23 protein-coding genes are annotated in these 24,973 nt (G+C 60.7%); 7 read left to right on the forward strand and 16 right to left on the reverse strand.

All coding sequences use genetic code 11. The features are described 5' to 3' along the window. Window positions 1-33 precede the first annotated feature (33 nt). The 6 genes from SLW75_RS11860 to SLW75_RS11885 all read right to left on the reverse strand — a co-directional run bounded on the left by SLW75_RS11860 (window position 34) and on the right by SLW75_RS11885 (window position 5,511). Window positions 34-687: an HAD family hydrolase gene (locus SLW75_RS11860; RefSeq protein ID WP_410934532.1), complete on the reverse strand. Its 654-nt coding sequence runs from the start codon at window positions 685-687 to the stop codon at window positions 34-36. A 188-nt stretch (window positions 688-875) separates the two neighbouring features. Continuing rightward, window positions 876-1,865 carry an ABC transporter ATP-binding protein gene (locus SLW75_RS11865; protein WP_410934533.1) on the reverse strand — a complete coding sequence of 330 codons (990 nt, stop codon included), beginning with the start codon at window positions 1,863-1,865 and terminating at the stop codon, window positions 876-878. Between the two features lies 1 nt (window position 1,866). Next, window positions 1,867-2,664, reverse strand: coding sequence for an ABC transporter permease (locus tag SLW75_RS11870; protein WP_065986852.1), 798 nt, complete (start codon window positions 2,662-2,664; stop codon window positions 1,867-1,869). Next, entirely contained in the window at window positions 2,651-3,493 is an 843-nt protein-coding gene (locus tag SLW75_RS11875) for an ABC transporter permease (RefSeq protein ID WP_065986853.1), read from the reverse strand. Before SLW75_RS11875 ends, SLW75_RS11870 begins: the two co-directional genes overlap by 14 nt. Further along, window positions 3,490-4,296 (reverse strand): alkaline phosphatase family protein, encoded by an 807-nt coding sequence (locus tag SLW75_RS11880; RefSeq protein WP_410934534.1) that lies wholly within the window; start codon window positions 4,294-4,296, stop codon window positions 3,490-3,492. Before SLW75_RS11880 ends, SLW75_RS11875 begins: the two co-directional genes overlap by 4 nt. Window positions 4,297-4,443: 147 nt before the next feature. Next, a complete protein-coding gene (locus SLW75_RS11885) occupies window positions 4,444-5,511 on the reverse strand; it encodes an ABC transporter substrate-binding protein (RefSeq protein ID WP_296309312.1) in 1,068 nt (355 codons plus the stop codon). Between the two features lie 360 nt (window positions 5,512-5,871). On the opposite strand from SLW75_RS11885, the gene SLW75_RS11890 reads away from it, so the two are divergent. Together SLW75_RS11890 and SLW75_RS11895 are read left to right on the forward strand one after the other, a co-directional pair. After that, entirely contained in the window at window positions 5,872-6,591 is a 720-nt protein-coding gene (locus SLW75_RS11890) for a UTRA domain-containing protein (protein WP_065986856.1), read from the forward strand. A 285-nt stretch (window positions 6,592-6,876) separates the two neighbouring features. After that, on the forward strand, window positions 6,877-7,557 hold the full coding sequence (locus SLW75_RS11895) for a hypothetical protein (RefSeq protein WP_410934535.1): 681 nt from the start codon (window positions 6,877-6,879) through the stop codon (window positions 7,555-7,557). 122 nt (window positions 7,558-7,679) lie between these two features. Here SLW75_RS11895 and SLW75_RS11900 read toward each other — a convergent pair whose 3' ends face one another. Both SLW75_RS11900 and SLW75_RS11905 read right to left on the reverse strand, forming a co-directional pair. Further along, complete coding sequence (locus SLW75_RS11900) at window positions 7,680-9,869, reverse strand: mechanosensitive ion channel family protein (RefSeq protein WP_410934536.1); 2,190 nt, start codon at window positions 9,867-9,869, stop codon at window positions 7,680-7,682. A 202-nt stretch (window positions 9,870-10,071) separates the two neighbouring features. Further along, window positions 10,072-11,361 (reverse strand): M18 family aminopeptidase, encoded by a 1,290-nt coding sequence (locus tag SLW75_RS11905; protein ID WP_192132015.1) that lies wholly within the window; start codon window positions 11,359-11,361, stop codon window positions 10,072-10,074. A gap of 447 nt (window positions 11,362-11,808) precedes the next feature. Here SLW75_RS11905 and SLW75_RS11910 point away from each other — a divergent pair, with 447 nt between their 5' ends. After that, window positions 11,809-11,943: a hypothetical protein gene (locus SLW75_RS11910; protein ID WP_410934537.1), complete on the forward strand. Its 135-nt coding sequence runs from the start codon at window positions 11,809-11,811 to the stop codon at window positions 11,941-11,943. Window positions 11,944-12,243: 300 nt separating this feature from the next. On the opposite strand, the gene SLW75_RS11915 is transcribed toward SLW75_RS11910, so the two are convergent. From SLW75_RS11915 to minC, 4 genes are all read right to left on the reverse strand, one after another. Beyond that, window positions 12,244-12,879: an RluA family pseudouridine synthase gene (locus tag SLW75_RS11915; RefSeq protein ID WP_410934538.1), complete on the reverse strand. Its 636-nt coding sequence runs from the start codon at window positions 12,877-12,879 to the stop codon at window positions 12,244-12,246. Between the two features lie 151 nt (window positions 12,880-13,030). Further along, complete coding sequence (minE, locus tag SLW75_RS11920) at window positions 13,031-13,285, reverse strand: cell division topological specificity factor MinE (protein ID WP_037013831.1); 255 nt, start codon at window positions 13,283-13,285, stop codon at window positions 13,031-13,033. Further along, complete coding sequence (minD, locus tag SLW75_RS11925) at window positions 13,285-14,097, reverse strand: septum site-determining protein MinD (RefSeq protein WP_037013830.1); 813 nt, start codon at window positions 14,095-14,097, stop codon at window positions 13,285-13,287. The genes minE and minD overlap by 1 nt, the downstream gene beginning before the upstream one ends. Window positions 14,098-14,297: 200 nt before the next feature. Continuing rightward, on the reverse strand, window positions 14,298-15,044 hold the full coding sequence (minC, locus tag SLW75_RS11930) for a septum site-determining protein MinC (protein ID WP_074890214.1): 747 nt from the start codon (window positions 15,042-15,044) through the stop codon (window positions 14,298-14,300). 142 nt (window positions 15,045-15,186) lie between these two features. Between minC and SLW75_RS11935 the strand changes: the two genes are divergently transcribed. Next, complete coding sequence (locus SLW75_RS11935) at window positions 15,187-16,119, forward strand: lipid A biosynthesis lauroyl acyltransferase (RefSeq protein ID WP_410934539.1); 933 nt, start codon at window positions 15,187-15,189, stop codon at window positions 16,117-16,119. Between the two features lie 19 nt (window positions 16,120-16,138). Next, the gene (locus tag SLW75_RS11940; RefSeq protein WP_410934540.1) at window positions 16,139-17,383 is read left to right on the forward strand and encodes a patatin-like phospholipase family protein; all 1,245 of its coding nucleotides are present in this window, start codon (window positions 16,139-16,141) and stop codon (window positions 17,381-17,383) included. A gap of 18 nt (window positions 17,384-17,401) precedes the next feature. Here the strand turns inward: SLW75_RS11940 and SLW75_RS11945 are convergent, their stop codons facing one another. From SLW75_RS11945 to SLW75_RS11955, 3 genes are all read right to left on the reverse strand, one after another. Next, a complete protein-coding gene (locus tag SLW75_RS11945; protein ID WP_296307786.1) occupies window positions 17,402-18,256 on the reverse strand; it encodes a pirin family protein in 855 nt (284 codons plus the stop codon). A 457-nt stretch (window positions 18,257-18,713) separates the two neighbouring features. Further along, on the reverse strand, window positions 18,714-19,517 hold the full coding sequence (locus SLW75_RS11950) for a VacJ family lipoprotein (RefSeq protein WP_065986871.1): 804 nt from the start codon (window positions 19,515-19,517) through the stop codon (window positions 18,714-18,716). After that, window positions 19,510-20,808 (reverse strand): serine/threonine protein kinase, encoded by a 1,299-nt coding sequence (locus SLW75_RS11955; RefSeq protein ID WP_065986875.1) that lies wholly within the window; start codon window positions 20,806-20,808, stop codon window positions 19,510-19,512. The genes SLW75_RS11950 and SLW75_RS11955 overlap by 8 nt, the downstream gene beginning before the upstream one ends. 221 nt (window positions 20,809-21,029) lie before the next feature. On the opposite strand from SLW75_RS11955, the gene SLW75_RS11960 reads away from it, so the two are divergent. Then, window positions 21,030-21,395, forward strand: coding sequence for a hypothetical protein (locus SLW75_RS11960; protein ID WP_410934541.1), 366 nt, complete (start codon window positions 21,030-21,032; stop codon window positions 21,393-21,395). Between the two features lie 591 nt (window positions 21,396-21,986). Here SLW75_RS11960 and SLW75_RS11965 read toward each other — a convergent pair. Further along, on the reverse strand, window positions 21,987-23,588 hold the full coding sequence (locus tag SLW75_RS11965) for a glycosyl hydrolase family 17 protein (protein WP_410934542.1): 1,602 nt from the start codon (window positions 23,586-23,588) through the stop codon (window positions 21,987-21,989). Between the two features lie 361 nt (window positions 23,589-23,949). Between SLW75_RS11965 and SLW75_RS11970 the strand changes: the two genes are divergently transcribed. Further along, window positions 23,950-24,807 (forward strand): glycine betaine ABC transporter substrate-binding protein, encoded by an 858-nt coding sequence (locus SLW75_RS11970; RefSeq protein ID WP_065986879.1) that lies wholly within the window; start codon window positions 23,950-23,952, stop codon window positions 24,805-24,807. The last annotated feature ends 166 nt before the right edge of the window (window positions 24,808-24,973 follow it).

The raw sequence follows: 24,973 nt of genomic DNA on the forward strand, positions 1-24,973 counted from the left end.
CCACAACGTGAATGCCTTGGGCGGGCGAATGGATTACTTCCAGTGGTGAATCGGCCATCCCGCGTTTTCTGCTGCTTCACGCAGCGCCGGGTCCGGGTTCACCGCATGGGGAAAGTCGACCTTCTGCAGCAGCGGCAGGTCATTGCTTGAGTCCGAATAGAAACTCGCCCCCTCAAGGTTCTCGCCTTCCTGATCCAGCCACGCCATCAAGCGGGTGATCTTGCCTTCGCGGTAGGTGAGCACGCCGGTGGTCTTGCCGGTGTAGACGCCGTGGGCGACGTCCAGATCAATGGCCAGCACTTCATCAACGCCGATGCGCTCGGCAATGGGCTTGACCAGATGCACCCCCGACGCCGAGATGATCAGGATGCGATCCCCGGCGGCGCGGTGTTCGGCGATGGCCTTGGTCGCGTCGCTGAAAATAATCGGCTCGATGTAATCCTCAACCCACGGCCCCACCAGAAAATCCACTTCCTCAGGCGTGCGCCCGACCATCGGGTCCAGGCTGAACGCCATGTAATCTTCCATGGCCAGCTCGCCCTTGCCGTAGGCTTCCATCAGTTCGTGGTCTTTCTTCATGAACCACTCGGGGTCGACCCAGCCCAAACGCCCCATCTGCTCGCTCCACAGGCTTGAACAGTCACCGTGGATCAGGGTTTCGTCCAGATCGAAAATTGCTAAAGCCATTAAAACTGTCCTCTTAAATCATTCACACGCAGATCAACTGTAGGAGCGTGGCTTGTCCCGCGATCTGCCGGGAACCGGCAGCAACCCAGGCCAATGCGGTGTGTCATTCTGACCTTCGTCGCAGGTATCACGACGGGTTCCCCGCCGATCGCGGGACAAGCCACGCTCCTACAGGGTTGGCGTCTAATTCATGCGACTTCACACAACGCCGACGCTTCAATGTGCAGGGTGACGCGCTGGCCGTTCGGGTGCAAGTCGCTGGCCGAGCGGTTAAGCACGTCAACCACCAGTTCCACGCCCCGGGCTTCGACGCGATAGCGGATCACGTTGCCCAACAGGCTGTGGCTGCGCACTTCGCCTTCCAGCGAACCGGTCAGGCTCAATTGAATCGCTTCCGGGCGAATCGCCACGCGACTGTTGATCGGGCGCTGCATCAGGCGGCTGGCGGCGTCGGCTTCCAGCAGGTTGTAGTTGCCGATGAAGCCGGCGGCGAACGCATCGACCGGCGAGGTGTACAGGGTTTCGGCGTCGCCGCTCTGCACGATCCGGCCCTGATTCATCAGGAAGATCCGGTCGGACATGGTCAGCGCTTCTTCCTGATCGTGGGTCACGAAAATCGTCGTCAGGCCCAGCTTCTGCTGAATCGCACGGATCTGCTCGCGCAGGTGTTTGCGGATGCGCGCATCGAGGGCCGACAGCGGCTCATCGAGCAGCAGCAGGCGAGGGCGGGTCACCAGCGATCGCGCCAATGCCACGCGCTGACACTGCCCGCCCGAGAGCTGATGCGGGTAGCGCGTGGCGAACTCGTTCAGCTCCACCAGCTTCAGCACCTCGGCCACCCGCTGCTTCATTTCGTCGGTACTGACTTTCTGCATGCGCAGGCCGAACGCGACGTTCTGCTCCACGTTCATGTTGGGAAACAGCGCATAGCTCTGGAACACCATGCCGATGCCGCGCTTCTGCGGCGACACCGGCACCAGGTCCTTGCCGTCAAGGAAGATGCTGCCGCTGGTCACAGGCGTCAGCCCCGCGATGCAGCGCAGCAAGGTGGACTTGCCACACCCGGACGGGCCGAGCAGGGTGACGAATTCGCCCTTGCGGATGTCGCAATTGATGTCGCTGAAGACCGCCGTGCTGCCGTAATTCTTCTGCAGGTTTTCGACACTGACGAAGCTCATATCAGTCTTTGTCCTTGTTCAGTCGGTTGGCCGCCCACGTCAGCAGCAGTACGAAAAAGAAGTAGGAAATCACCAGTGCGCTGTTGAAGTGACCGCTGCTGTTGCGCATGTTGTTCAGGTACACCTGCAGGGTCTCGTAGCGGGTGCCGACCAGCAGATTGGCGAACACGAACTCGCCGAACAGGAACGAGAACGACAGCAGCAGGGCAATCATCAGGCCCTTGCGCAGGTTCGGCAGCACCACCAGAAACGCGGCTTGAAAGGTGTTGGCGCCGAGCAACTGGGCGGCGTCCATCAGGTCCACCAGATTGATCGCTTGCAGGTTGTTGGTGATCGCCCGGTACATGAACGGCAGCGCCACGGTGAAATAACAGCCGATCAGAATCCACGGCGTGCCGACCATCGCCAGTGGTCCCGAACCGTAGAGTTGCAACAGGCCCACCGAGGACACCACCGGCGGCACCGCGAAGGGCAGCAGGATGAGGATGTTCATCAGCGCGTCGAGCTTGGGAAAGTGGTAATGCACGACGAACAGCAGCGGCAGAATCAGCACCACCGAGAGCGCCAGCGCGCCGACGCACACCAGCAGCGACTGGCCGAACGCGCGCAAAAAACGCGGATCGCTCCACAGCGCGACGTACCATTTATAGGTCAGGCCGTCGGGCAGAATCGTCGCCGACCAACTGGTGGCGATCGAATACACAAAGGTGCCCAGCAGCGGCGCGAGCAGGATCAGAAATAGCAGGTACACCACGACGCGGTGGTAGAGCCCCGGCGGGCGGCGTTCAGCGCGAGACATGGTAGCTCCTCTTCAACAGCCACTGATGCACGACGGTCACCAGCGTCATCATCCCCACCAGAATCATCGCCAGGGCGCTGGCCATGTTCGGGTCCAGCGTGATGTCGCCCGCCACCATCGCCGCGATGCGGATCGGCAAGACGTTGAAGTTGCCAGTGGTCAGCGCATACACCGTGGCGTAGGCGCCCAGTGCATTGGCCAGCAGGATCACGAAGGTGCCGAGCAGCGCTGGGGTCAGCACCGGAATGCCGATGTGCCGCCAGAAATCCCAGCCGCTGGCGCCCAGCAGTGACGCCGACTCGCGCCAGTCTTCGCGCAGCGCGTCGAAAGCGGGGTAGAGCAGCAGCACGCCCAGGGGGATCTGGAAGTAGGTGTAAAGGATGATCAGGCCGGTTTTCGAGTACAGGTTGAAGTCATCGATGATCCCGGCCTGTTTCAGAATCAGCGTCAGCGCGCCGTTGAAACCGAGCAGGATGATGAAGGCAAACGCCAGCGGGACGCCGGAAAAGTTACTGGTCATGTTGGCGAAGGCGCTGACGAAATCCCTCAGCCGCGACGGCACTTTGCGCAGGGAATAACTGCCCAGGATTGCGATGATGATGCCGATCAGGCTCGACCAGAAGCTGATCTCCAGGCTGTACTGCATGGCCTGGCGGTAGAAACGCGAATTGAACGCCTTGATGAAGTTGTCGATGCCCCAGCCGGCGTCTGATTGCAGGCTGTTGATCGCCACCCAGGCCAGCGGCGCGATCTGAAACGCGATGAAAAAAACCGCAAACGGCACAAGGCACAACAGCCCCAGCCATTTGCCGCGACTTAGTGAATTCACTTGAGCACCTCTCTGCACAAGGGTTTGTCGTGGGGTACGCCGAGCAGCGCGCAGACGGTGCCGCAGATCTCGCTCTGTTTCGGTCGCGCCTCGGGGTCGAGGCTGAAGGCGTCACCGAGCACGAACAACGGGACTTCGCGCTCTTCCGGCAGCACGCCGTTGTGCGAGCGGTCGTTGTTCATGCCGTGGTCGGCGGTCACCAGTACTTGATAGCCCGCATCCAGCCAGCGCTGCAGATATTCGGCGAGGATGATGTCGGCCGAGCGTGCGCTGTTGCGGTACTGCGGGGTGTCGAGGCCGTGCTTGTGGCCGGCGTCATCGATGTTCATCGGGTGGACGAACAAGAAGTGCGGCGCGTGCGCTGTTCGAAGATGCTCGGCGTCGTCGAACAGGTGGGAATCGGGGTAGTGATCGGCGTAGTAGAAGTGCCCGTGCTGAATCGGCAATTCGGCATCGTCGGTGTGGCGGTCGCGTGCGGCAATGAACGGACTGCGGTTGTACAGCTCGCTGACCCAGTGGTACGCGGCAGCGGCAGTGGTCAGCCCGGCGTCGGTGGCGTAGTGAAACACGCTGCGCTGGCTGGAAAGCCGGGAAACCTGGTTGTGCACGATGCCACTGTCGATGGGCGCCACGCCGGTCAGGATGCATTCATACAGCGGGCGGGACAGCGACGGCAGTTCGCATTCGAGTTTGTACAACGCCGCGCGGCCTGCGTTTCGGTAGGCCAGCAAATGCCCCATCGCATGTTGCGCCACGCTGTAACTCAGGCCGTCCAGCAGGATGAGGATGACGTTGTGTTTCATGGCATCTCCGGAGGGTGGATCGCCAAACATCACTGTAGGAGTGAGCTTGCTCGCGATCGCGGTATGCCTGCGACAGACAGGTCGAGTGACACACCGACATCGCGAGCAAGCTCACTCCTACAAGGGGGCTGCGTTAGCCGTTGAGGATTACTGCATCTCGACGATGACTTGCTCGTTCCACTGCTGTGGCAGGGCTTTCGAGGATTTTTCCCAGGCCGCAGCGTCTTTGATCGGCGTCACGTTCTTGTACTGCTCGTTAGGCAGCAGCTTGGCCTGGACCTCTGGCGGCAATGTCAGGTGCTCGGCGCGGATCGGGCGTGCGTTGCCTTTGGCCAGGTTGATCTGCCCGGCGTCGCTGAAGATGTATTCACGGGCCAGCTTGGCGGCGTTCGGGTGCTTGGCGTACTTGTTGATGATCGTGGTGTAGCCCGAGATCACCGAGCCGTCGGACGGGATCAGTACCACGTAGTCGTCAGGATTGGTCATCTTGGCCTTGTAGCTCAGGCCGTTGAAGTCCCAGACCACGCCCACTTCCACTTCGCCCTTTTCCATCGACTGGATCGTTGGGTTGTTGATGCCCAAGCGCTTTTGTTTGGCCAGTTCGGTGAACAGTTGCAGGCCCGGCGAGAGGTTGGTCTCATCGCCTTTCATGGAAATCGCAGCGGCCAGTACGCCGTTGGCAGCCTGGGCCGCAGTGCTGACATCACCGATGGTGACCTTGTACTTGCCGTTTTTCAGATCAGCCCATTTGGTCGGTACGTCGGAGCCGTGCAACAGCTTTTTGTTGACGATGAACGCGATGGTGCCGGTGTAGGCCAGCGCCCAGTGGCCTTCCTTATCCTTGGCCCAGTCAGGCACTTGCGCCCAGGTGCTCGGCTTGTAGGGCTGAGTGACGCCCTTGGCTACAGCGATCGGGCCGAAGGCGGCACCCACGTCGCCGATGTCGGCGCTGGCGTTGTCTTTTTCCGCATCGAACTTGGCCACTTCCTGAGCCGAACTCATGTCGGTGTCCATGTGCACCAGACCGTATTTGGCGGTCAGGTCGGTCCAGGTGCCTTTCCAGTTCGCCCAGTCATCGGGCATGCCCACGCTGTTGACCGCGCCTTCGGCCTTGGCCGCGGCTTCGAGGGTTTTGAGGTCGGTGTCGGCGGCCATGGCCGACGTGCTCAGCGCGATGGCCGAACCCAGGAGTGATGCCAGCAAAAGGTGTTTCATTCGAAGCTCCTTTGTGCACTTCTCGACGGACTCATAGAAGTGTTCGTTGCGGATGATTGGTCTAGGTCAGCAATACCTGAGCCAAGTTAGGCCAGTAACATGACGCTTTCGTGTCTGGACCGACTCTTGCTGGAGCAAGCCACAACCCGGGCAATCGCTGTGAAATGAGCGTAGACCATGCTCAAGCGCCTGATCTGAAAGGCCCTGATGATTTGCTGAGCGCTGGTGTAGCGCCCGTTCCTGGCTGGAATGTCACGCAACGGTCATCTACGCTACCTAGGCTCTGGAGCACCGAAACGGGCCAGTCAGCGAGCGACCTTGCCCTTAAATAGCGCTGGTCTAGTCCAGATAGGTAACGCAATGCGCGAAGAAATGCCCCGAGCGGTGACGACCATCTGCAATGCGCTGCAAGAGCAGATCGAGCACGGTCTGCTGCCGCCGGGCAGCAAGTTGCCAGCCGAGCGCAAGCTGAGCGAGGTCTTCGATACCACCCGCATTACCTTGCGCGAGGCATTGGTGCAGCTTGAGGCGCGGGGCTTGATCTACCGCGAGGAGCGGCGCGGCTGGTTCATTTCACCGCCGCGACTGGCCTATGACCTGATGCGCCGCAGCCACTTTCACGCGATGGTTCAGGCTCAGGGGCGGGTGCCCGCGACCCAGGTGATATCCGCGCGGCTGCAACCGGCCTCGGCGGTCATCTGCGGGTTGCTGCAGTTGCCGGCGCTGTCCAGCGTGATCCAGATCTGCCGCGCCCGTCGCATTGATGAACGGCTGGTGCTCTATGTCGAGCACTACCTCAATCCCGATTACTTTCCGCAGATCCTCGATCTGGACCTGAACCAGTCGCTGACCGAGCTCTACGCCAGCCATTACGACATTCGCTATGGCCAGGTGCGTTTCGAAATGGTGCCCACGGCGCTGCCCATGGAAGCGGCGGGAGCGCTGAAAGTCTCCATCGGCAGCCCGGGCCTGCGCATCGCCCGGGTCAATCACGACCAGCGCGGCCGGCTGATCGATTGCGATCTGGAGTATTGGCGCCATGACGCGATTCACGTGAGCGCAGTGGTGGCGGATATTTGAATTCCTTTGGTGAAGTTGTGTTGTGAGCTTCGTACTCCACATCAGGCGCTCTGCTTGGCCCTTAATTTATGCTTATAAGATCAATTTGAAATTAACATTATTTCGAATTTGAATAGCTTTATTCTTTATGTTTATGATTTTTAAAGTGAATCATGTCGCATGATCGGATCTCTGGCTGCGTTTGCTCATTCGCGGGTTCTTGAGCTGCCGTTGCCAAATGCATGTATTGCGTCACACTGATAGCGTTATCCATCATTCAGCTAACGCCATGGAAAGGAATTCATTATGGAGCGGCAGGTCCAGTTAAAAGAAGCCAACGGGGCTGACAGCAACGCCGATGCCCAGGTGGAGTTGTTTGATAACGGTGTTTCGCTGGGATTTGTCCCAGTGAGCGGCCGCGTGTGGGAAAAGAATGTTTCAGGGCTGGAGGAGGGGGCTCACAGCTTTATTGCAAAGACAGCAGACGGTACGACTGTTTCCGACCCGTGGGCCTTACAGGTTGAGCGTGCGCTAGCGGGCGTTGAGAATTTCGACTCGCTTCCAGATACCATGATCTCAGTTGGTCAAAGCATCGAAACGCCGATGATGACGATTACGTTTTTAGAAGGTGTGGGTAATGTAGGCATCTTGCCTGCGGGCACCAATTATCCCGGAAAGATAGAAAAGCAGACGCTGAACTTCCATGCAAAATTTACTGGCGGAAATCCAAAGCCACCGGGTCAGACCGTCAGTGTGAAGTTGAGAGGGAGTTGCTCTAAAGTGAGTTTTTGGTGCCGCGCTACGAACGAGAGGGATCACCAGGTATCTTTTTATAATCATGAGGGTTCGCCATTGGGGATAGTGGTATTACCCCCCGAGAGCCCCTATGTGACTGAAAGTACATTCTCTGCCGTGGGTATTAGAGAGATGGTATTTAAAACGGCTCGCGGAGATTGGTTTTTAGTCGATACGTTTACGTTTGAGTAGCTGCCCCGGCATGTGGGAGTTCTGAATCGTGTTTTGGGTCATCAGCGAGATAGCCCCGAGGCCGATTTCCGACAGAGGCTCCACCAAGCGTCACTCTCAGCGATGGTCGACAGGCTGACACATCAGCCTGCCGGGTCACCCTTCTTCCCACGCACCTCACTTACGCTGCCACCATTGGTGTTGACCTGCACGCTCAATCTAGGGGTCGCGAGATCCATCCCCGCTTCATCCAGATAACGCTTGAGCGACAGGTTGAACGCCCGCGACACTTCCCACTGCTTGATCGGCGCGGTCTTGAAGCGCGCGCGCAGAATGGCGTTGCCGGACTCGAAACTCTCCACCCCCTGAATCTCCAGCGGCGACCAGATGTTGCGTCGTTGCAGCGGGTCGGTGCGCATCTTCTGGCCGACGTCGCGGATCATCTTCAGGGCGTCATCGATGTTCATGCTCGCCGGGATGGCGATGCGGAAGATCGCGTAACCGAACTCCCGCGAGTAGTTCTGAATGCTCTTGATCTCACTGAACGGAATGGTGTGGACGATGCCGTCGATGTCGCGCAGGCGCACCGTGCGAATGGTCAGGCCTTCCACGGTCCCCAGGTGGCCGCCGACGTCCACGTAATCGTCGATGGCCAGGGAGTCTTCGATGATGATGAACAGCCCGGTGATCAAATCCGCCACCAGTGACTGCGCGCCGAAACCGATGGCCAGGCCGATCACACCGGCACCGGCCAGCAGCGGTGTCACGTTCATGCCCATGTTCGCCAGCGCGACGATCAGCGCGATGATGAAGATGGTCACGAACAGCACGTTTCGGATCAGCGGCATCATGGTCTGCGCGCGGGTATTGGCCAGGCCCTTGCGCGAGCGGGTGAGGGCGTGATGAATCGCCGTGTCTGCGAGAATCCAGATCAGCCAGGCAAACATCAGCGTGGCCGCCAGGCCGATCAGCCGCAGACTGATGTCGCGGCCGTCGCCTTCGGCGAAGCCAATCAACGACAAACCCCAGACTCGCAGGCCCAGTTCAATGAACACCAGCCAGATCAGCATGTGCGCAACGGTATAAAAGAAGTTCTTCAGGCGGTCCGAATACAGCGCGTGACGCTTGTGAGCGTGGCTTGGCTTGAGTGAATGACGCCGCACCAGGCCGTTGATGACCATGCACATCACCAGCAGCACGGTGCAGATCAGCGCCTGACGCAACGCAGTGCTGGTGTCGCCCGCAGAGAAAAACGTGGCGAACAGGGAGACGCCCACCAGTACCAGCGCCGGCAGGTACCAGAACGTACCGAGGACCTCGATGCTGTCGCTCAGGGCGCGGCGTTTCAGGCGGCGCTCCAGGGCCTGGTTACGGATCAAATGGGCGATCGGCCGACGGAAGCGGATGATGAACAGTCCGGTGGACAGCGCGGCCATGACATTGGCCAGGGTCGCGGCGGTGTGCGCTAGGTGCACGCCAAGGCTGGCGACCAGGCGCGGATCGCTCAACGCCTCGCCGAACGCGGCAAAGCTGCCGATCCACCACAGCGGCCGGAACGCCTGATGCCGCAGGATGTACAGCGCCTGATGGCGATGCGGCCCGTCCAGCAGTGAAAACGCGATAACACACACGGCCGAGAACAGCGTGCCAACGACCAACGCGTAAGCGAGCACCATCGCCAGATCGCGGCCGAGCGACGGCGGCAGCGAGTAACTCAGGTAGATCGTGATGACCAGCGCCACCAGCCAGGGGCCCAGCTTGCGTAGCGCGAAGCGCAGCATGTCCGACAGGCGCGGGTGCTGCGGAAGCTCGGCGGAAAGGCCGAAGCGCAGGCGCACCTTGTGGCCCAGCCAGATCAACGCCGCCGCCAGCAGGCCCCAGATCGCCAGCACCACGGCAAAGCCCCAGATGATTGGCCACCACTGGTTGGCCGGCAGCATCAGCGCCATCAGCTCGTCTTCAGCCATCCCCGCCTCATCCGCCCAGCGGCTGAGCGGGCTGTCGGTGCCGGTGAACTGTTTTTCCAGCTCGGCAAGCGAGCTGCCGATGAGGCCCAGTACGCCTTGCTCCACGGTTGGCTGCGCTTTTTTGGTGGCGTCCCTTAGCTTTTTCAGGTCTTGCAGCAACTTGCTGCGCTGCTGATCGTTTTCCAGCGACGTGATGACCTCGTCCAGGGACTGCCCCAGCGGTTCCTGGGCCTGAGGCTGCGTCTTGTCGCCGCCACTGAGCAGACTTGGCAGGCCAGCGGCGTGGGTCAACGCAAACGGGAACAGCGCCAGCAGGCAGAGCAAAAACAGGCGGGGCAGAACGGAAAGGCGGGTGGGAGCGATCACCTGGAAACAGACCTCGAATAGACAGGCGCTTGGGATGGCGTGGTTTGGGAGCCATGCCGGGTCAAGCAGAGGCGGATGAGTTTACGAGGGGATGGGGGGTGTGGCGAGGGGGAATTGTGAAGTCCCGGATAGCGCGAGGTGCAGGCCGTTTCCATGACCTGTGAAGGAAATGGATCGGCCCGCGCTCAAGGGTGGTTTGAGGTCAAGGCAACTCGGCACTCGCATAGAACGCCGACAACACCTTCACCAGATGCGCCAGGTCCTGGCTGCCGGCCAGTTCGCGGATCGAGTGCATGGCGAAGGTCGGCAGACCGATGTCGACGGTGCGAACGCCCAGGTGGCCTGCGGTGATCGGGCCGATGGTCGAGCCGCAAGCCATGTCGCTGCGCACAACGAAGCTTTGTACCGGCACTTCTTCGGCCATGCACAGGTGACGGAAGAAACCGGCGGTTTCGCTGTTGGTGGCGTAGCGCTGGTTGCTGTTGACCTTGATCACCGGGCCGGCGTTGAGTTTCGGGCCATGGTTGGCGTCGTGCTTTTCGGAATAGTTGGGGTGCACGCCGTGGGCATTGTCGGCGGAGATCAGCAGGGATTTCTGAATGGTGCGGACGTAGTCGTCGCCTTCCGGCAGCAGACGTTGCAGCACTTGCTCGAGCATCGGGCCATCGGCGCCACAGGCGGACGTCGAGCCGACTTCTTCGTGGTCGGTGCAGATCAGCACGCAGGTCTCGTCACCATCAGCATTGAGCAACGCTTGCAGCCCGGCGAAGCAGGACAGCAGGTTGTCGAGCCGGGCGCCGGCGATGAAGTCGCCGTTGAGGCCGATGACGGCGGCGCTTTGGGTGTCGTAGAAGCTGAGTTCGTAGTCGAGAACGACGTCGGCATTCAGGCCGTGCTCGCGGGCCAGTTGATCGGTCAGCAGGGCGCGGAAGTCAGGGCGTTCGTCACCGGCGACTTGGGCCAGGATCGGCGGCAGTTCGGTCTGCGGGTTGATCGCCCAGCCTTCGTTGGCGGTGCGATTGAGGTGGATCGCGAGGTTGGGGATGATCGCGATGGGCAGCTTGAAGTCGATCAGCTGACTTTCGACTTTGCCGTCGCGGCGGAAGGTGACGCGGCCGGCGAGGGAGAGGTCGCGGTCAAACCATGGCGCAAGCAAGGCGCCGCCGTAGACTTCGACGCCCAGTTGCCAGAAGCCCTGACGTTGCAGTTCGGGTTGCGGCTTGACGCGCAGGCACGGGCTGTCGGTGTGGGCGCCGACGAGGCGAATGCCGCCGGTGAGGGGTGACAGGCGGCCGAGTTTGAAGGCGACGATGGAGGAGTCGTTGCGGGTGACGTAGTAGCGGCCGCCCGCTTCGGTGTACCAAGGCTCGCGTTCGTCGAGCCGCTGGTAGCCGGCGCCTTCGAGGCGTTGGACCAGGCTGGCGGTGGCATGGAAGGGGGTGGGGGAGGCCTTCAGGAAATCGATAAGGCCCTGATTCAACTCTTCGCGCATAGGTTACTCCAGGCAGCAATGGGCGGGAGTTTACAGGCCAAAAGGTGTTTTGATCGAGATCAAGATCAAGATCCTTGAGATCAAGAGCGCCTGCCTGGGGGCAGACTGTTTCGCCTTCGGCGAGTTACTTGATAAAGCCCCAAGTAACCAAGGGCTTGTGCTTCTGGTTGGGCTCCTCCTTCGTCGGAGTACCCTCACTCCGGTCTCGCTCCGTGGGCCCGCGCCGAACGGACATCCATGTCCTGACGGCGCTCTCGCCGCATCCCTGCGGCTCGGCCCACTCCGCGAAACCTGCGTTCAGCCTGCACCCAAGTCGCGATTGATGTCGTCTGAAACTCTTGTGTTTGAGATCAAGATCAAGATCAAAAGCTTCCCGGCTGAAGCCGGTCCTACGGGGGTACGCAGTGTGCTTTTTGTAGGACCGGCTTTAGCCGGGAAGAGGCCGGTGTGGGCGCTGACTATTTTGCTGGCCTGGCTCTCTCCCCGTGGGAGCGAGCTTGCTCGCGAATGCTGTTGCTGTTGCTGTTGCTGTTGCTGTTGCTGTTGCTGTTGCTGTTGCTGTTGCTGTTGCTGTGCTTTTGATCTTCCTACACAAAAAGTCCAGACACCGCAAAACGCGACTTTGGTGCAGGCTGAACGGAGGTTTCGCGGAGTGGGCCGAGCGGCATGGATGCCGCGAGAGCCGCCCCCCGCCATGGATGGCGGATGGCGGCGGGCCCACGGAGCGGGACCGGAGTGAAGGAACCCCGAGGAACGAGGGGCCCAACCAGGAGCAAGCCCCCTTGGTTACTTGGGGGGCTTTTTCCAAGTAACTCGCCGAAGGCGAAATGATCTGCCGTTAGGCAGATGTTCTTGATCTCCAGTCTGTTCTGACGAACATAATCAAAACGGCGCCGGGCACTCAAACCTTACCCGCTCGCCCGTCCCCGGATGGGTAAATGCCAGCATGCTCGCATGCAGACACAACCGCGGATACGCCGCCAGGGCCTCCGGATGGGCGTACAAACCATCGCCCAGCAACGGATGCCCGATTGACAACATATGCACCCGCAACTGATGCGAACGCCCCGTGATCGGCGTCAACTCAACCCGACAATGGGTGTCATACCGCTCCAGCACCTTCCAGAACGTCAGCGCATGCTTGCCGAACTCATGATCCACCACATGACGCGGCTTGGTCGGCGGATCGTAGCGCAACGGCAAATCGATACTGCCACTGTCCAGCGCCGGCTGACCCCAGGCCAGTGCCGTGTAGGCCTTCTCCGTCTCGCGGTCATGAAACTGCCGGGATAACTCACGGTGGGTGTCCGCGTCACGGGCCAGCAAAATGATCCCGGACGTTTCCCAGTCCAAGCGATGGACGATGCGCGCCTCGGGGTAGCCGTTTTCCTGCAGGCGGGTAATCAGACAGTCCTTGTTATCGTCAGCGCGACCAGGGACCGAGAGCAGCAGGGTGGGTTTGTTCACCACCAGGACAGCGTCGTCCTGATGGAGGATATGAACGTTGGACAGCGGCATTGAACGCCTCATCACTCAAACGGGCGCCGCACGATCGAAACAGCCATCGCGGCGCAGAAAACAGGTCTTCAGGAACGCCAACGGCGGCGCGCTTGCCTGATTCCGCCAAGGGATTCAGGCAACCGGGCCGCCGTGGCGACTGCCTTCTCGATCAACGATCAGGCAGGGTGATATTCAGTTCCAGAATCGAGCAGCTGCCGTCGTTTTCAAGGGCGACATGCACGTCATCGTTGCCGATATTGACGTACTTGCGGATCACCTCGACCAGCTCCTTCTGCAAGGCAGGCAGGTAATCCGGGGTGCTGCGTTGGCCGCGTTCATGCGCCACGATGATCTGTAGACGCTCTTTCGCTACCGACGCGGTGCTGGGCTTTTTGTTGGCACGAAAGAAGTCAAAAATGCTCATCAGTTACCCCCGAACAGGCGTTCGAAAAATCCTTTTTTCTGTACGTCCAGGAAGCGGTGCTCACGGTCCTTGCCCAACAGACGGTCAACGGCATCGCTGTACGCCTGGCCAGCGTCGCTCTGATCATCAAGGATGACCGGCACGCCTTGGTTGGACGCCTTGAGTACGGCCTGGGACTCCGGAATCACGCCCAGCAGGGTCACCGCGAGGATCTCCTTGACGTCTTCCACGCCCAGCATCTCGCCCTTGCTCACGCGCTCGGGGTTGTAACGGGTCAGGAGCAAGTGCTCCTTGATCGGGTCTTCGCCACGCTCGGCGCGACGGGACTTGCTGGCCAGCAGGCCCAGCATGCGGTCCGAGTCACGAACCGAAGACACTTCCGGGTTGGTCACAACGATGGCTTCGTCGGCGAAATACATCGCCAGGTGAGCGCCCGTTTCGATACCGGCAGGGGAGTCGCAGACGACGTACTCAAAGGTTTCCTTGAGTTCCATCAGGACTTTTTCCACGCCTTCCTTGGTCAGCGCGTCTTTGTCACGGGTCTGGCTGGCAGCGAGGACGTAAAGACCTTCGATCTTCTTGTCCTTGATCAGCGCTTGCTGCAGGTTGGCTTCGCCGTTGACTACGTTGACGAAGTCGTAAACGACGCGACGTTCGCAACCCATGATCAGGTCGAGGTTACGCAGGCCGACGTCGAAGTCGACGATAACTGTTTTGTGGCCGCGCAGTGCGAGACCGGTACCGATGGCGGCGCTGGTGGTGGTCTTGCCCACACCACCCTTGCCGGATGTAACCACGAGAATCTTGGCCAAGGTGTATCACCCCTAGAGGAAAAGGACGTTGAGTCCCTGAAGAGCCCCTCGTGACGGCGCAACTAAAGCGGGCGAGGGCGGTGATCGGAATCCGTAACGGAATCCCTGCTCGGGAAAACAAAAAAATAACCCGAACGTTCCGGTGCCTTCGCGTCGTTTTCGCGACGAATCAGAGTGGCTTAAAAATGGCGCAGTATCCGTTAAAGACGGGTGATGTTCAACACGTCGCCGGACAGACTGATCTGCACACCGGCGCCCCACAGCGGATCCCGGCGCAGGTCTTCGGACACCTTGTACTGACCGGCGATGGAGATCAGTTCGGCGACCATTTGCTGGCAGAAAATCCGAGCCTTGGTATCGCCTTTGATCCCGGCCAGCGCGCGGCCGCGCATCGGGCCGTACACGTGAATGTTGCCGTCGGCGAGCAGTTCGGCGCCGGGGCTGACCGAGGAAATCACCACCAGATCCGAGCCCTGGGCGTAGATCTGCTGACCACCGCGCACAGGCGCCGTGATGATCTTGGTCGGCTTGATCAGCGGCTCGGGCGGTTTTTCGATGATTTCCGGCTTCTTTTTGACTTCGCCTTCCGTCGGATCGAGCGGTCTCTCCCGCGCGCCCGAAGGCGGCAATACCGGCAGGTCGATGGAAATGGCGGCGGCGATGTCTTCGATGCGATTGGCGCGAATGGCCAGGGTGCGCAACCCGTGCTGGCGGCAGATGCGCATCATTGCCGGCAGATCGATCGCGCCTTCATCCGGCGGCAACTTGTCGAGGGCCAGCACCAGCGGTGTATTGCTGAAGAAGTTCGGCGCCTGGGCGACTTTTGCCGCCAGTTGACGATCCAGCGCTTCGAGGTTGTTGCGGGCCAGTTCCAGCACAGTGATGGCCAGCATGCTGCCCTTCAGCTGGAACACGGGGTCCTTGTCTTGCAATTCGATTTGGCTCATGTCGGCATACAGCGGCTTGTCGCTAAAAGTGCCGAGACTTATAACGATAACGCCCGCCAGCCGCAAGGGAGGCGCAACCGACGGGGGCACGATCTGCGCGAACCGATGTAGAATGCCCGCCTTTGTCTTGACGGAAGCTGTAATGGATCGCCCGCGTTTTCGAGCTCACTTTCTTCATCCCCGCTTCTGGCTGCTGTGGCTGGGGCTGGGCGTGCTCTGGCTGATCGTGCAGTTGCCGTTTCGCGTGTTGCTGGTGATTGGCCGTGCGCTGGGCTGGGTCATGTATTACCAGGCGACCGATCGACGGGTGATTGCCGCGCGCAACCTCGAGCTGTGTTTTCCCCAGTATTCAAAGGCCGAGCGCAAACGCCTGCTCAAGGAGAACTTCGCCTCTACCGGCATCGCCTTTTTCGAGATGGCCATGAGCTGGTGGTGGAGCAAGCCCCGTCTTGCGCGGCTGGCCCACATCGAAGGCCTTCATCATTTAAAGCAGGCGCAGCTGGACGGCCATGGCGTCATCCTCATGGCGCTGCACTTCACAACGCTGGAAATCGGCGCGGCTTTGCTCGGCCAGCAGCACACCATCGACGGCATGTACCGCGAGCACAAGAATGCGCTGTTCGATTATGTGCAGCGACGCGGCCGCGAGCGGCATAACCAGGATTCCATCGCTGTCGAGCGCGAAGACGTGCGCGGCATGATCAAGCAACTGCGCAAGGGCCGGGCGATCTGGTATGCGCCAGATCAGGACTACGGCGCCAAGCAGAGCATCTTCGTGCCGCTGTTCGGTATTCAGGCGGCCACCGTGCCCGCCACCAGCAAATTCGCCAAGCTCGGGCACGCGCTGGTCGTGCCGTTCACTCAGGAGCGTCTGGCCGACGGCAGTGGTTACAAGCTGGTGATCCATCCGCCGCTGAGCAATTTTCCGGGGGAGAGCGACGAGGCGGACTGCATTCGCATCAATCAATGGGTCGAGCGCGCGGTCACCGAATGCCCCGAGCAGTACCTGTGGGCGCACCGGCGCTTCAAGAGTCGGCCGGCGGGTGAGCCGAAGCTGTACAAGAAGCGTGGCTGAAACCGAGAACTCAATCCCCATGACGACAAGCGCCATAGAACAACAACCGGTGCGCGACGACTCAGCGATATCTCCCGGCGTCGAGCCCATCACCGGGCTGATCCTGTCCGGCGGTGGCGCCCGCGCGGCGTATCAGGTGGGCGTGCTCGCCGGCATTGCCGACCTGCTGCCGGTCGGCGCCAAAAACCCCTTTCCGGTCATTGTGGGCACCTCCGCCGGGGCGATCAACGCGGTGAAGCTGGCCAGCGGCGCGGCGCAGTTTCGTACCGCGGTCCACGAACTGACCGACTTCTGGCAGGGCTTTCGCAGCCACCAAGTGTTGCGCAGTGACTGGCCCGGGGTCGTTCGGCAGGCCGCGCGGTTTTTCGGTCGCAGCCTGTTGGGGATCGGTCGCCAACAGGTGCCGGTGGCGCTGCTCGACAGTTCGCCGCTGAAGGATCTGCTGACCGCGCGGCTCAACCTCGACGGCATCCAGGAAGCCATTGAAGCGAAGCATCTGCGCGCGGTGGCAATCACCGCGTTTGGTTACGAGTCGGGGCAGGCGGTCACGTTTTATCAGGGCAAGGGCACGATCGAATCCTGGCTGCGGCACCGCCGCATCGGCCTGCCGACGCGCTTGACCATCGACCATCTGCTGGCCAGTTCGGCGATTCCCTTGCTGTTCGCGCCGGTGAAACTGGGGCAGGAATATTTTGGTGACGGCGCGGTGCGGCAGTCGGCGCCGATCAGTCCGGCGCTGCACCTGGGCGCCAACCGTGTGCTGGTGGTGGGCGTCAGCGGCAACCCCCGAGGTCCGGGCGCGAACCCGCCTGTGCCGCGCGCGGTCCGTGGCACGCAGCCGAGCCTCGCGCAGATCGGCGGGCACATGCTCAACAGCACGTTCATCGACAGCCTGGAGAGTGACATTGAATTGCTGGAGCGGCTGAATCTGGTCAGCCGAATGCTGCCCGGGCCCGACGAGCCCAGGCCGCAGTCGTCGGAATCCACGCCCATTCAGTCCCTGGCGCCCGTGGAGGTGCTGGTGATTTCGCCCAGCCAGCCCATCGACGAAATCGCCGCCCGCCATCGCCGCGAACTGCCCCCGGCGCTGCGCACGTTTCTGCGCGGCCCGGGCGCGACCAAGACCAGCGGGGCGGGGGTGCTGAGTTATCTGCTGTTCGAGTCGGGTTATTGCAGCGAGCTCATCGAGCTGGGCCGCCGCGATGCGATGGCCCAGAAGGAAGAGTTGAAGCGGTTCTTGCGTCTGGACTCAGTGCGTTGCTGAATGCCGGAGGGACGGCGATCACGCCGTCAGTTTGTCATCCCGAAAATCCCGCAGGGCCTGTTCGATTTCTTCACGGCTGTTCATCACAAACGGGCCGTATTGCACGATCGGTTCGTTCAGCGGCTTGCCAGCGATCAGCAGCACGCGGGCGCCCGCCTGGGTATTCAGCTGAATTTCACCCCTTTCCGACAACCGCGCGAGACGGCTCGTGCCCAGTTTCTGCGGCTGTCCTGCAATCTCGACTTCACCTTCGTACACGTACAGCAGCACGCGATGGCCCTCGGCGACGCGCGGGTTGATGTGGCTGCCGGCGGGCATGTGGAAATCGAAATACTGCGGCTCGGTGTCCGGACGCTGCACGGCGCCTGCCTGGGACATCTGACCGTCGTCAAATTGACCTGCGATGACCACAACGTCGACGCCGTTCTGCGTGGTGATGCGCGGAATCCGCTCAGGCTGAATGTCGTCGTAGCCGGCGTCGCCCATCTTCGCTTTGGCGGGCAGGTTGAGCCACAGCTGGAAGCCGCGCATGGCGCCTTTTTCCTGCTCGGGCATTTCGCTGTGAATGACCCCGCGCGCCGCGGTCATCCATTGCACGCCGCCGCCTTGCAGCAGGCCGACGTTGCCCATGTGATCTTCATGGCGCATGCGGCCTTCGAGCATGTAGGTCACGGTTTCAAACCCGCGATGGGGATGCGGCGGAAAGCCGGCAATGTATTCATCAGGGTTCTCGGAGCCGAACTCGTCGAGCATCAGGAACGGGTCGAAGGATTCAACGCCTGGCCCGCCGAACACTCGGGTCAGCTTGACGCCAGCGCCGTCCGACGTCGGTTGGCCGGCCTGGATCGACAGCACGTTACGAAATTGAGGCATGGGGCTCACTCCGGCAGAAGGGGAATGGCGCCTATGGTAGGCCTGTTGGGGCGATGGATGGGTGAGGTTTTTGCGGGGGAATGATCGGGTTTGGCGATGGGTCTGGGGCTTGTTCCGGATACTGTCGGGGAGTCCCTTCATCCGGGCGCCGTAAGGTCGAGCAGCAAACACTGTCCATGTGGGAGCGAGCTTGCTCACGAAGAGGCCCGAACATCCGACATATCGCCACCGGCCGGACCGCGCACTGGTAGGACTGGCTTTAGCCGGGAAGACGCCGGCATTAACACCACGAATGTGATGGCGTGCCGACGGGCCTCTTCCCGGCTGAAGCCGGTCCTACCAAAAAGTACCGCGTGCAGTCACACCGCAATGTGATGGCGCGCCAACCGGCCTCTTCCCGGCTGAAACCGGTCCTACAGGTTTTGCTGCCAGCAGTGCCGGCAGCGTTCAGGCCGCGTTACTCGGAAACCTGCAGCTTGCGGGCTTCTGTGTACACGTAACGCACTTTCTCGTACTCGAACGGCGAGTCCATCTGACCGTAGCGGAAGCTGGTGGTGTAGCGACGGTCGATGGCGCGCAGCAGGTACAGCTCAGGGTGGTCTTCGCTGACCTGGGCGACGTTGAGGAAGTTGATCTGCGATTCAGCCGTGAAGTCGAAGACCAGACCGCCAGTGTCACGCAGGTTCGACGGACCGAGGATCGGCAGCACCAGGTACGGACCGGCCGGGACGCCATAGAAACCCAGGGTCTGACCGAAGTCTTCGCTCTGTTTCTTCAGGCCCATCATGGTCGCTGGGTCCCACAGCCCGGCGATGCCCAGGGTGGTGTTGACGATCAGGCGGCCAGTGGTCTCCATCGAGCGCTTGCCCTTGAACTGCAGCAGGCTGTTCAGCAGGTTCGGCACATCGCCCAGGTTGCTGAAGAAGTTGCTGACGCCGGTGCGCACGAAGCTCGGCGTGACGTATTTGTAGCCGTTGACCACCGGCAGGAACACCCACTCATCGAAGCGATAGTTGAAGTGGTAAACCCGGCGGTTCCAGGACTCGAGCGGATCGTAGACATTCAGTGCGTTGAGCGACGAGCGCTCGAACTCCTGAGCGTCCAGACCCGGGTTGAATTTCAGCGACTTCAACGGCTCGGTGAACCCATCCGGGTTGTCGATCCGCTGGACCGGGGCTGCCTGGGAAACGATCGGCGCGTCGGCCGCGTGGACGGCGCCAGCGCAGAGGAGGGCGGCGATAAGCAATAGACGTTTAGCCACGGAAAAACTCCAGCATGGCGTCGCTGTTGACGCGATAGTTCATGTTGCCGCAGTGACCGCCGTAAGGGTAAACGGTCAGGCGATCGCCAAATGTCTTGCGCAGGAAACCGAGGTCGCCCGGGCCGAGGATCACGTCGTCGGCGTTGTGCATCACCGCAATCTTCTTGCTGCTGGCCAGGTAATCCTTCAGCGCGTACAGGCTGACCTGATCAACCAGTTGCAGCAGGCTGCCGCCGTCGGTGCGGGCACGCCACATCGGGATGACCTGCTCGGTGACGTAGCAATCGAAATCGCATTGCAGCGCGCGCTTGAGGAACGGCGTCAGGCTGGTGCCTTCGCTGATCGGGGTCTTGGGCGGGGTAATCAGGCCGCGACGGTTGATCAGGTCGGAAGTGAACGCGATATCGGCGGCGGAGAAGCGGAACGAGGTGCCGATCAGCATCGCCATCTGTTCATTGGACAGGTGCTGCTTGGACTGCTGGAAGTCATACAGCAGGGCATCGTTCAGGTCGATGTAGCCTTTTTCGCGGAAGTAGCGGGTCAGCTTCTGCAGCACCAGTTCATAGAAGGTGGTGCTGTTGGTGATGCCTTTAACGTCGGTCTGAACCATTTTGTCGAGGTTGGTGATCGACGTGTAGAGGTTCACCGGCGGGTTGATCAGCAGCACTTTCTTGAAGTTGAAGCTGCGGCGGGTTTCGTCGAGTTTGCTGACGAAGGCCGCATCCAGCGCGCCGAGGCTGTAGCCGGTCAGGTAATACTCGGTGACTTGCAGTTTGGACTGCTGGGCGCGAACGGCCTGCATGACGCGGTACAAGTCTTCGGCGTCCTCCTTGGTCACGCCAGGGGTGGCGAAACGCGAAGCGGCGCTCATGAAGTCATAACTGGTCGGCGACGAAAGCTGTACGACGTTGTAACCCGCGCCGTAATAAAGCTTCTTCAGGTATTCGTTCAGGGTGCTGTTATAAGGCGCGCCGGTGCCGGCGATCAGGAAGATCAGCGGCGCAGGGTGGTCTTGTTTGGCGAGGCGATAACGCAGTTTCTTCACGGCCCAGAAGTTGTCCGGCAGTGTGAACTCACGCTCCGGGCGCATTGTGAGGCTGTAATCGTCCTGATCGATGTCGGCGTCTTCAGGCACCTTGGCACGCAAATCCGGTGGGGTCGTGGCGATGGTCGCTTCGAACGGATTGGTCAAGGGGAAGCCATAGCTGGACGGATCGATATCGACCGCCATCACGGACGCACTCAAAAACAGGCCGCCTGATAAGGCGGCGAGGCGCAGAAAACGAAGCATGACTGAATCCCTTGGGAATGATGTGCTGTTGAAATACGCAGGCTATGACACGGGTGTAGTGCCAAAGTGCCGTGACGGCAAGCGACTCTCGCATGACCCTCCGCGACGATACAGGTTATGGCACTTCTGGCCTGTCTGCTCGTGCTTTTTATCGCCCGTATGGTTTTGCCCGGGCGGCTGCGGCTATGCTGCGCGCCGTTGGTTATTTTCTGGAGTGTGTCGTGTCCCGTCGTCTGCCGTTGGTGGTGCTGTTTTTTATCCTGTTGCTGTGGCTGGCCGTCAGTTACGGCTTGCGCTACGGCCTGATGGAAGACGTGCAATGGGTAGGAATTTGCGCTGACGAGGCGTCGAAATGGCAGTGCCAGTTGCGCTCGAACCTGGGCCTGTGGATTCACTTCGGTGTGTTCGGGTGGGGCGCGCTGATTGCATCGCTGGTCGCGTTCTTTGTGCCCCGTCAGGTTGGCCGGGTGCTCGCGGTCGTTGGCTTGTTGCTGGGGATACTGGCGCTGGTGCTGTACACGGCCAGTCTGGCGGTGTTCGCGGTGGTGATTGCCGGGTTGCGGCTGGTGCGGGCTCGGCAGGCGTGACTTAAAAATCGAGCGCTGAACGCCAAAGCCCAGACAGCATAAAGGGGAGCCGAGGCTCCCCTTTAAATCGTTGCACGTGCTCTTTCTTATTGTTGTAGGGCGGTCTGTTGTTGTTATTGGCAACCGGTCCCTTTACAGCGTCTTCGGTGATCCCCATACGGGATACAAGAGCAAACGTATTTTTTTGAGCGCTGACCTGCTTTGATTCCTCTTCTGCGAGAGGTGATCCAACCCGTTCTGGCCGCTACCTGAGGGTAGTTTTATTGTTCTCGGTCGGGCTGCGAGGCCGGGGCCTCGGTAAAGCGTTTCTACTCCAAAAAAATCTGTTGGCTGCGTCTCTGTGCCGTTGTTCTTGTTATGTCAGAGCCGATTCATCTTATTTTTATTGGGTTTTCACATTTTGTTCTTGTTATGCAGGAGATATAGCAGGGTGCGTGCCAACTTTTGTAATCCCTTTTAAATCAAGGGGTTGTGAAATCTGATCAATTGCCACCCCTGCGGTGTAACGGTTTTTTGTTTCCGTGTTACCCGCCTTCGGGCTTTTCAGTCCCTCGGCGGTAACACAATGTATCCGTGGCGCCGCACACTCGGTTACACAGCCTCTTCGCTGCGGGTCCGCGTACCGCTCGGCGCGGTTAACCAAACATCGACGCGCACGCTGCGCCACAGTGCCAGCGCCATCAGCAGGCTCACCGCCGCCCACGCCCACGCTTGAGGATTGCTCAAGCCTTCGCGAAACAGCTGCGGCACGATGCCCGCGCCGACGATGAACATCAGCAGGCCGATTTCCCGGCGCGGTGCCGCCACCGGGCGAATCAGGTAGACCAAGGCGGGGAGCCACAGCGTCGCCGTCGCGAAGCTGCGGTAGCGCGGATCAAAGACCATCGCCAGCATCATCACCGCCGCTGCGAAGCCGCTGGCGTACAACCACCACGCGGCCCGAGCGTCCAGCCAGGCGAACACGCGCTCGCGCCAGCCCGCGCGGGCTGACAACGCCAGCGCTGCGTGGGCAAGGACCAGCAGATTGAGCGCTACCAGCGCCGCCGCCCACAGGTATTCGCCGGCGAAGCGGCTGGTCACCCGGGCCAGTTCACCCCACGTGCCGATGCAGCAACCGGCGAACGCCGCCAGCAACGGGAGCATCAGCGCGCTGCGTGGTTGACTGACACGGCCGGCCCACGCCAGGGCCATCAGGGCGATGGCACCACTGACCGTCAGCCAGAATGGCCACAAGGGCAGGTTCGAGACCGGCCCGGCCAGCACGCCTTTGTCTTGGCGATCCGCGTCGAACAGCCCCCAGTAACCGCCTACGGCGCCTTCGGACTGGCGCTTCCAGGGCTGGTCGAAGGCCTCGATCAGGTTGTAGTGCCAACCGTGCTGCTCGGCCATCGTGACGAAACTGCGAATGAATCGCGCCTCGTTGACCCGGCTGGGCAACGCCGTTTCACGCTGGCGGCCTTCGCTGGGCCAGCCGGTCTCGCCGATGAGAATGTCCTTGGGCGCGAATTGCTTGCCGAACGTTTCGCGGATCTGCGCGACGTGGGCCAGGGCTTCGTCGATGCCGGTGGGGTCGTCTTCCCAGTACGGCAGCAGGTGGATCGTCAGGAAATCCACGGCAGGCGCGACTTCAGGGTATTGCCGCCAATACTCCCAGACGTCTGCGTAGGTCACCGGCTGCTTGACCTGAGCCTTGACCTGACGAATCAACGTGGCCAGTTGAGCGCCAGTGACTTCCTTGCGCAACAGGCTTTCGTTGCCGACGATCACTGCCGTCACGACATCCGGATGCGTATTGGCTGCCGTCACCAGTGCCTTGATTTCCTTGGCCGTGTCGACCGGATTGCCGTTGACCCAGGCGCCGAGCATCAGCTTGAGGCCGTACTTGCGAGCAATGTCGGGAAGCGCTTCCATGCCGGTCATCGAATAGGTGCGAATGCAGTCGAAACGGGTTGCCAGCAACGCGAGGTCAGCGTCCATGCGCGCGGGGCGCAGGGTGAACGGCTGGTCGAAGGGCGATTGATCCTTGTCAAACGGCGTGTAGGACGCGCACTGCAGTTTGTGGGTCGGCGTGGCGGCGTCCGGCAGAATCACCGGCTTGCCCAGCCAGTACCAATAGCCGCACAGGCCAAGCAGGGCAATCAAACAGGAGAGCAGATAAAGGAGGGCGACAGGGGAGCGGGAGGTTGCGGACATGACGGGGCCGAAGTGGGGCGAAGGTCGGCATAGTAGCAAGATGACGCGGTTACACACCTCATCCTCTCAGCGCTTTTGCACGCCATGCAATTTTCGGACGGTTTCATAGCGTCTTTACGACCTGTCTGTCGTTGATGGCCCGGTGATGTCGTTTACCGGGTGGCTGGGTGTCGCTGGCAGGAAAGGCACAAGGTCTGTGGGGGTTGATGATCCGTTGTCCACGCAGTGATTGCGTCTGCGCGGGCACGTGGTGGAAGCGTGAAACGCGTGGCTTGCCCCGAACCAGGGCGCGAGTGCGACGTTATAAGAACGTTAACGACGCCCGACCGCTGTCGGGTTCTGGACTACCGGGGAAGTGAAAATGACGATGCGAAAAATCCTGGGTGTCGGTGCCGCGCTGGCACTGGCCATCAGTTCCACGCTGGCCCATGCCGACGCCAAACCCGAGCTGAGCATCGGTTATGTCGATGGCTGGTCCGACAGTGTTGCCACCACCAACGTCGCCGCCGAGGTGATCAAGCAGAAACTGGGTTATCCGGTGAAACTGCAGGCCGTTGCCGCCGGGATCATGTGGCAGGGCGTCGCGACCGGCAAACTGGACATGATCCTGTCCGCCTGGCTGCCCGTGACCCACGGCGAGTACTGGACCAAGAACAAGGACAAGGTCACCGACTACGGCCCCAATTTCAAGGACGCGAAAATCGGCCTGATCGTGCCTGAGTACGTGAAAGCCAACTCGGTGGCAGACCTCAAGACCGACGACTCCTTCAAGAAGAAAATCGTCGGCATCGACGCCGGTTCAGGCGTCATGATCAAGACCGATCAGGCGATCAAGGATTACGGCCTCGACGGTTACAAGCTGCAGGCCAGTTCGGGCGCCGGCATGATCGCCGAGCTGACCCGCGCGGAGAACAAGAAGGAGTCCATTGCGGTGACCGGATGGGTGCCGCACTGGATGTTCGCGAAGTGGAAGCTGAAGTTCCTCGAAGACCCGAAAGGTGTATACGGTGCGGCTGAAACCGTCGACAACATCGGCAGCCTGGACCTGGCGAAGAAGGCCCCCGACGTGGCGGACTTCCTGAAGAAGTTCCAGTGGGCCAACAAGGATGAAATTGGCGAAGTCATGCTCGCTATCCAGGACGGCGCCAAGCCTGAAGCGGCGGCCAAGGACTGGGTCGCGAAACATCCGGATCGCGTCAAGGAGTGGACCGGCAAGTAACCGGTCACAAAAGTTTAACGTTGCACCGAACCGCCTGGTGAGCCATCGCCAGGCGGTTTTTTATTGGCCATTCAGCTCGCCTGTCATGACTTCTTTCAAAGCGGTCGGCAGAAGCGGTGCAATTCGGCGTATCTCAACTAATGTCGTTCTAATACTAAGGTCGTCT

This window comes from Pseudomonas sp. W5-01 (assembly GCF_046540435.1).
GTDB classification, from domain to species: domain Bacteria; phylum Pseudomonadota; class Gammaproteobacteria; order Pseudomonadales; family Pseudomonadaceae; genus Aquipseudomonas; species Aquipseudomonas graminis_B.

Coding starts and splice junctions, on each gene's coding strand:
- SLW75_RS11860 (WP_410934532.1), bottom strand. CDS start 687: ATGGCTTTAGCAATTTTCGATCTGGACGAAACCCTGATCCACGGTGAC.
- SLW75_RS11865 (WP_410934533.1), bottom strand. CDS start 1,865: ATGAGCTTCGTCAGTGTCGAAAACCTGCAGAAGAATTACGGCAGCACG.
- SLW75_RS11870 (WP_065986852.1), bottom strand. CDS start 2,664: ATGTCTCGCGCTGAACGCCGCCCGCCGGGGCTCTACCACCGCGTCGTG.
- SLW75_RS11880 (WP_410934534.1), bottom strand. CDS start 4,296: ATGAAACACAACGTCATCCTCATCCTGCTGGACGGCCTGAGTTACAGC.
- SLW75_RS11885 (WP_296309312.1), bottom strand. CDS start 5,511: ATGAAACACCTTTTGCTGGCATCACTCCTGGGTTCGGCCATCGCGCTG.
- SLW75_RS11890 (WP_065986856.1), top strand. CDS start 5,872: ATGCGCGAAGAAATGCCCCGAGCGGTGACGACCATCTGCAATGCGCTG.
- SLW75_RS11895 (WP_410934535.1), top strand. CDS start 6,877: ATGGAGCGGCAGGTCCAGTTAAAAGAAGCCAACGGGGCTGACAGCAAC.
- SLW75_RS11905 (WP_192132015.1), bottom strand. CDS start 11,361: ATGCGCGAAGAGTTGAATCAGGGCCTTATCGATTTCCTGAAGGCCTCC.
- SLW75_RS11915 (WP_410934538.1), bottom strand. CDS start 12,879: ATGCCGCTGTCCAACGTTCATATCCTCCATCAGGACGACGCTGTCCTG.
- minE (WP_037013831.1), bottom strand. CDS start 13,285: ATGAGCATTTTTGACTTCTTTCGTGCCAACAAAAAGCCCAGCACCGCG.
- minC (WP_074890214.1), bottom strand. CDS start 15,044: ATGAGCCAAATCGAATTGCAAGACAAGGACCCCGTGTTCCAGCTGAAG.
- SLW75_RS11935 (WP_410934539.1), top strand. CDS start 15,187: ATGGATCGCCCGCGTTTTCGAGCTCACTTTCTTCATCCCCGCTTCTGG.
- SLW75_RS11940 (WP_410934540.1), top strand. CDS start 16,139: ATGACGACAAGCGCCATAGAACAACAACCGGTGCGCGACGACTCAGCG.
- SLW75_RS11945 (WP_296307786.1), bottom strand. CDS start 18,256: ATGCCTCAATTTCGTAACGTGCTGTCGATCCAGGCCGGCCAACCGACG.
- SLW75_RS11955 (WP_065986875.1), bottom strand. CDS start 20,808: ATGCTTCGTTTTCTGCGCCTCGCCGCCTTATCAGGCGGCCTGTTTTTG.
- SLW75_RS11965 (WP_410934542.1), bottom strand. CDS start 23,588: ATGTCCGCAACCTCCCGCTCCCCTGTCGCCCTCCTTTATCTGCTCTCC.
- SLW75_RS11970 (WP_065986879.1), top strand. CDS start 23,950: ATGACGATGCGAAAAATCCTGGGTGTCGGTGCCGCGCTGGCACTGGCC.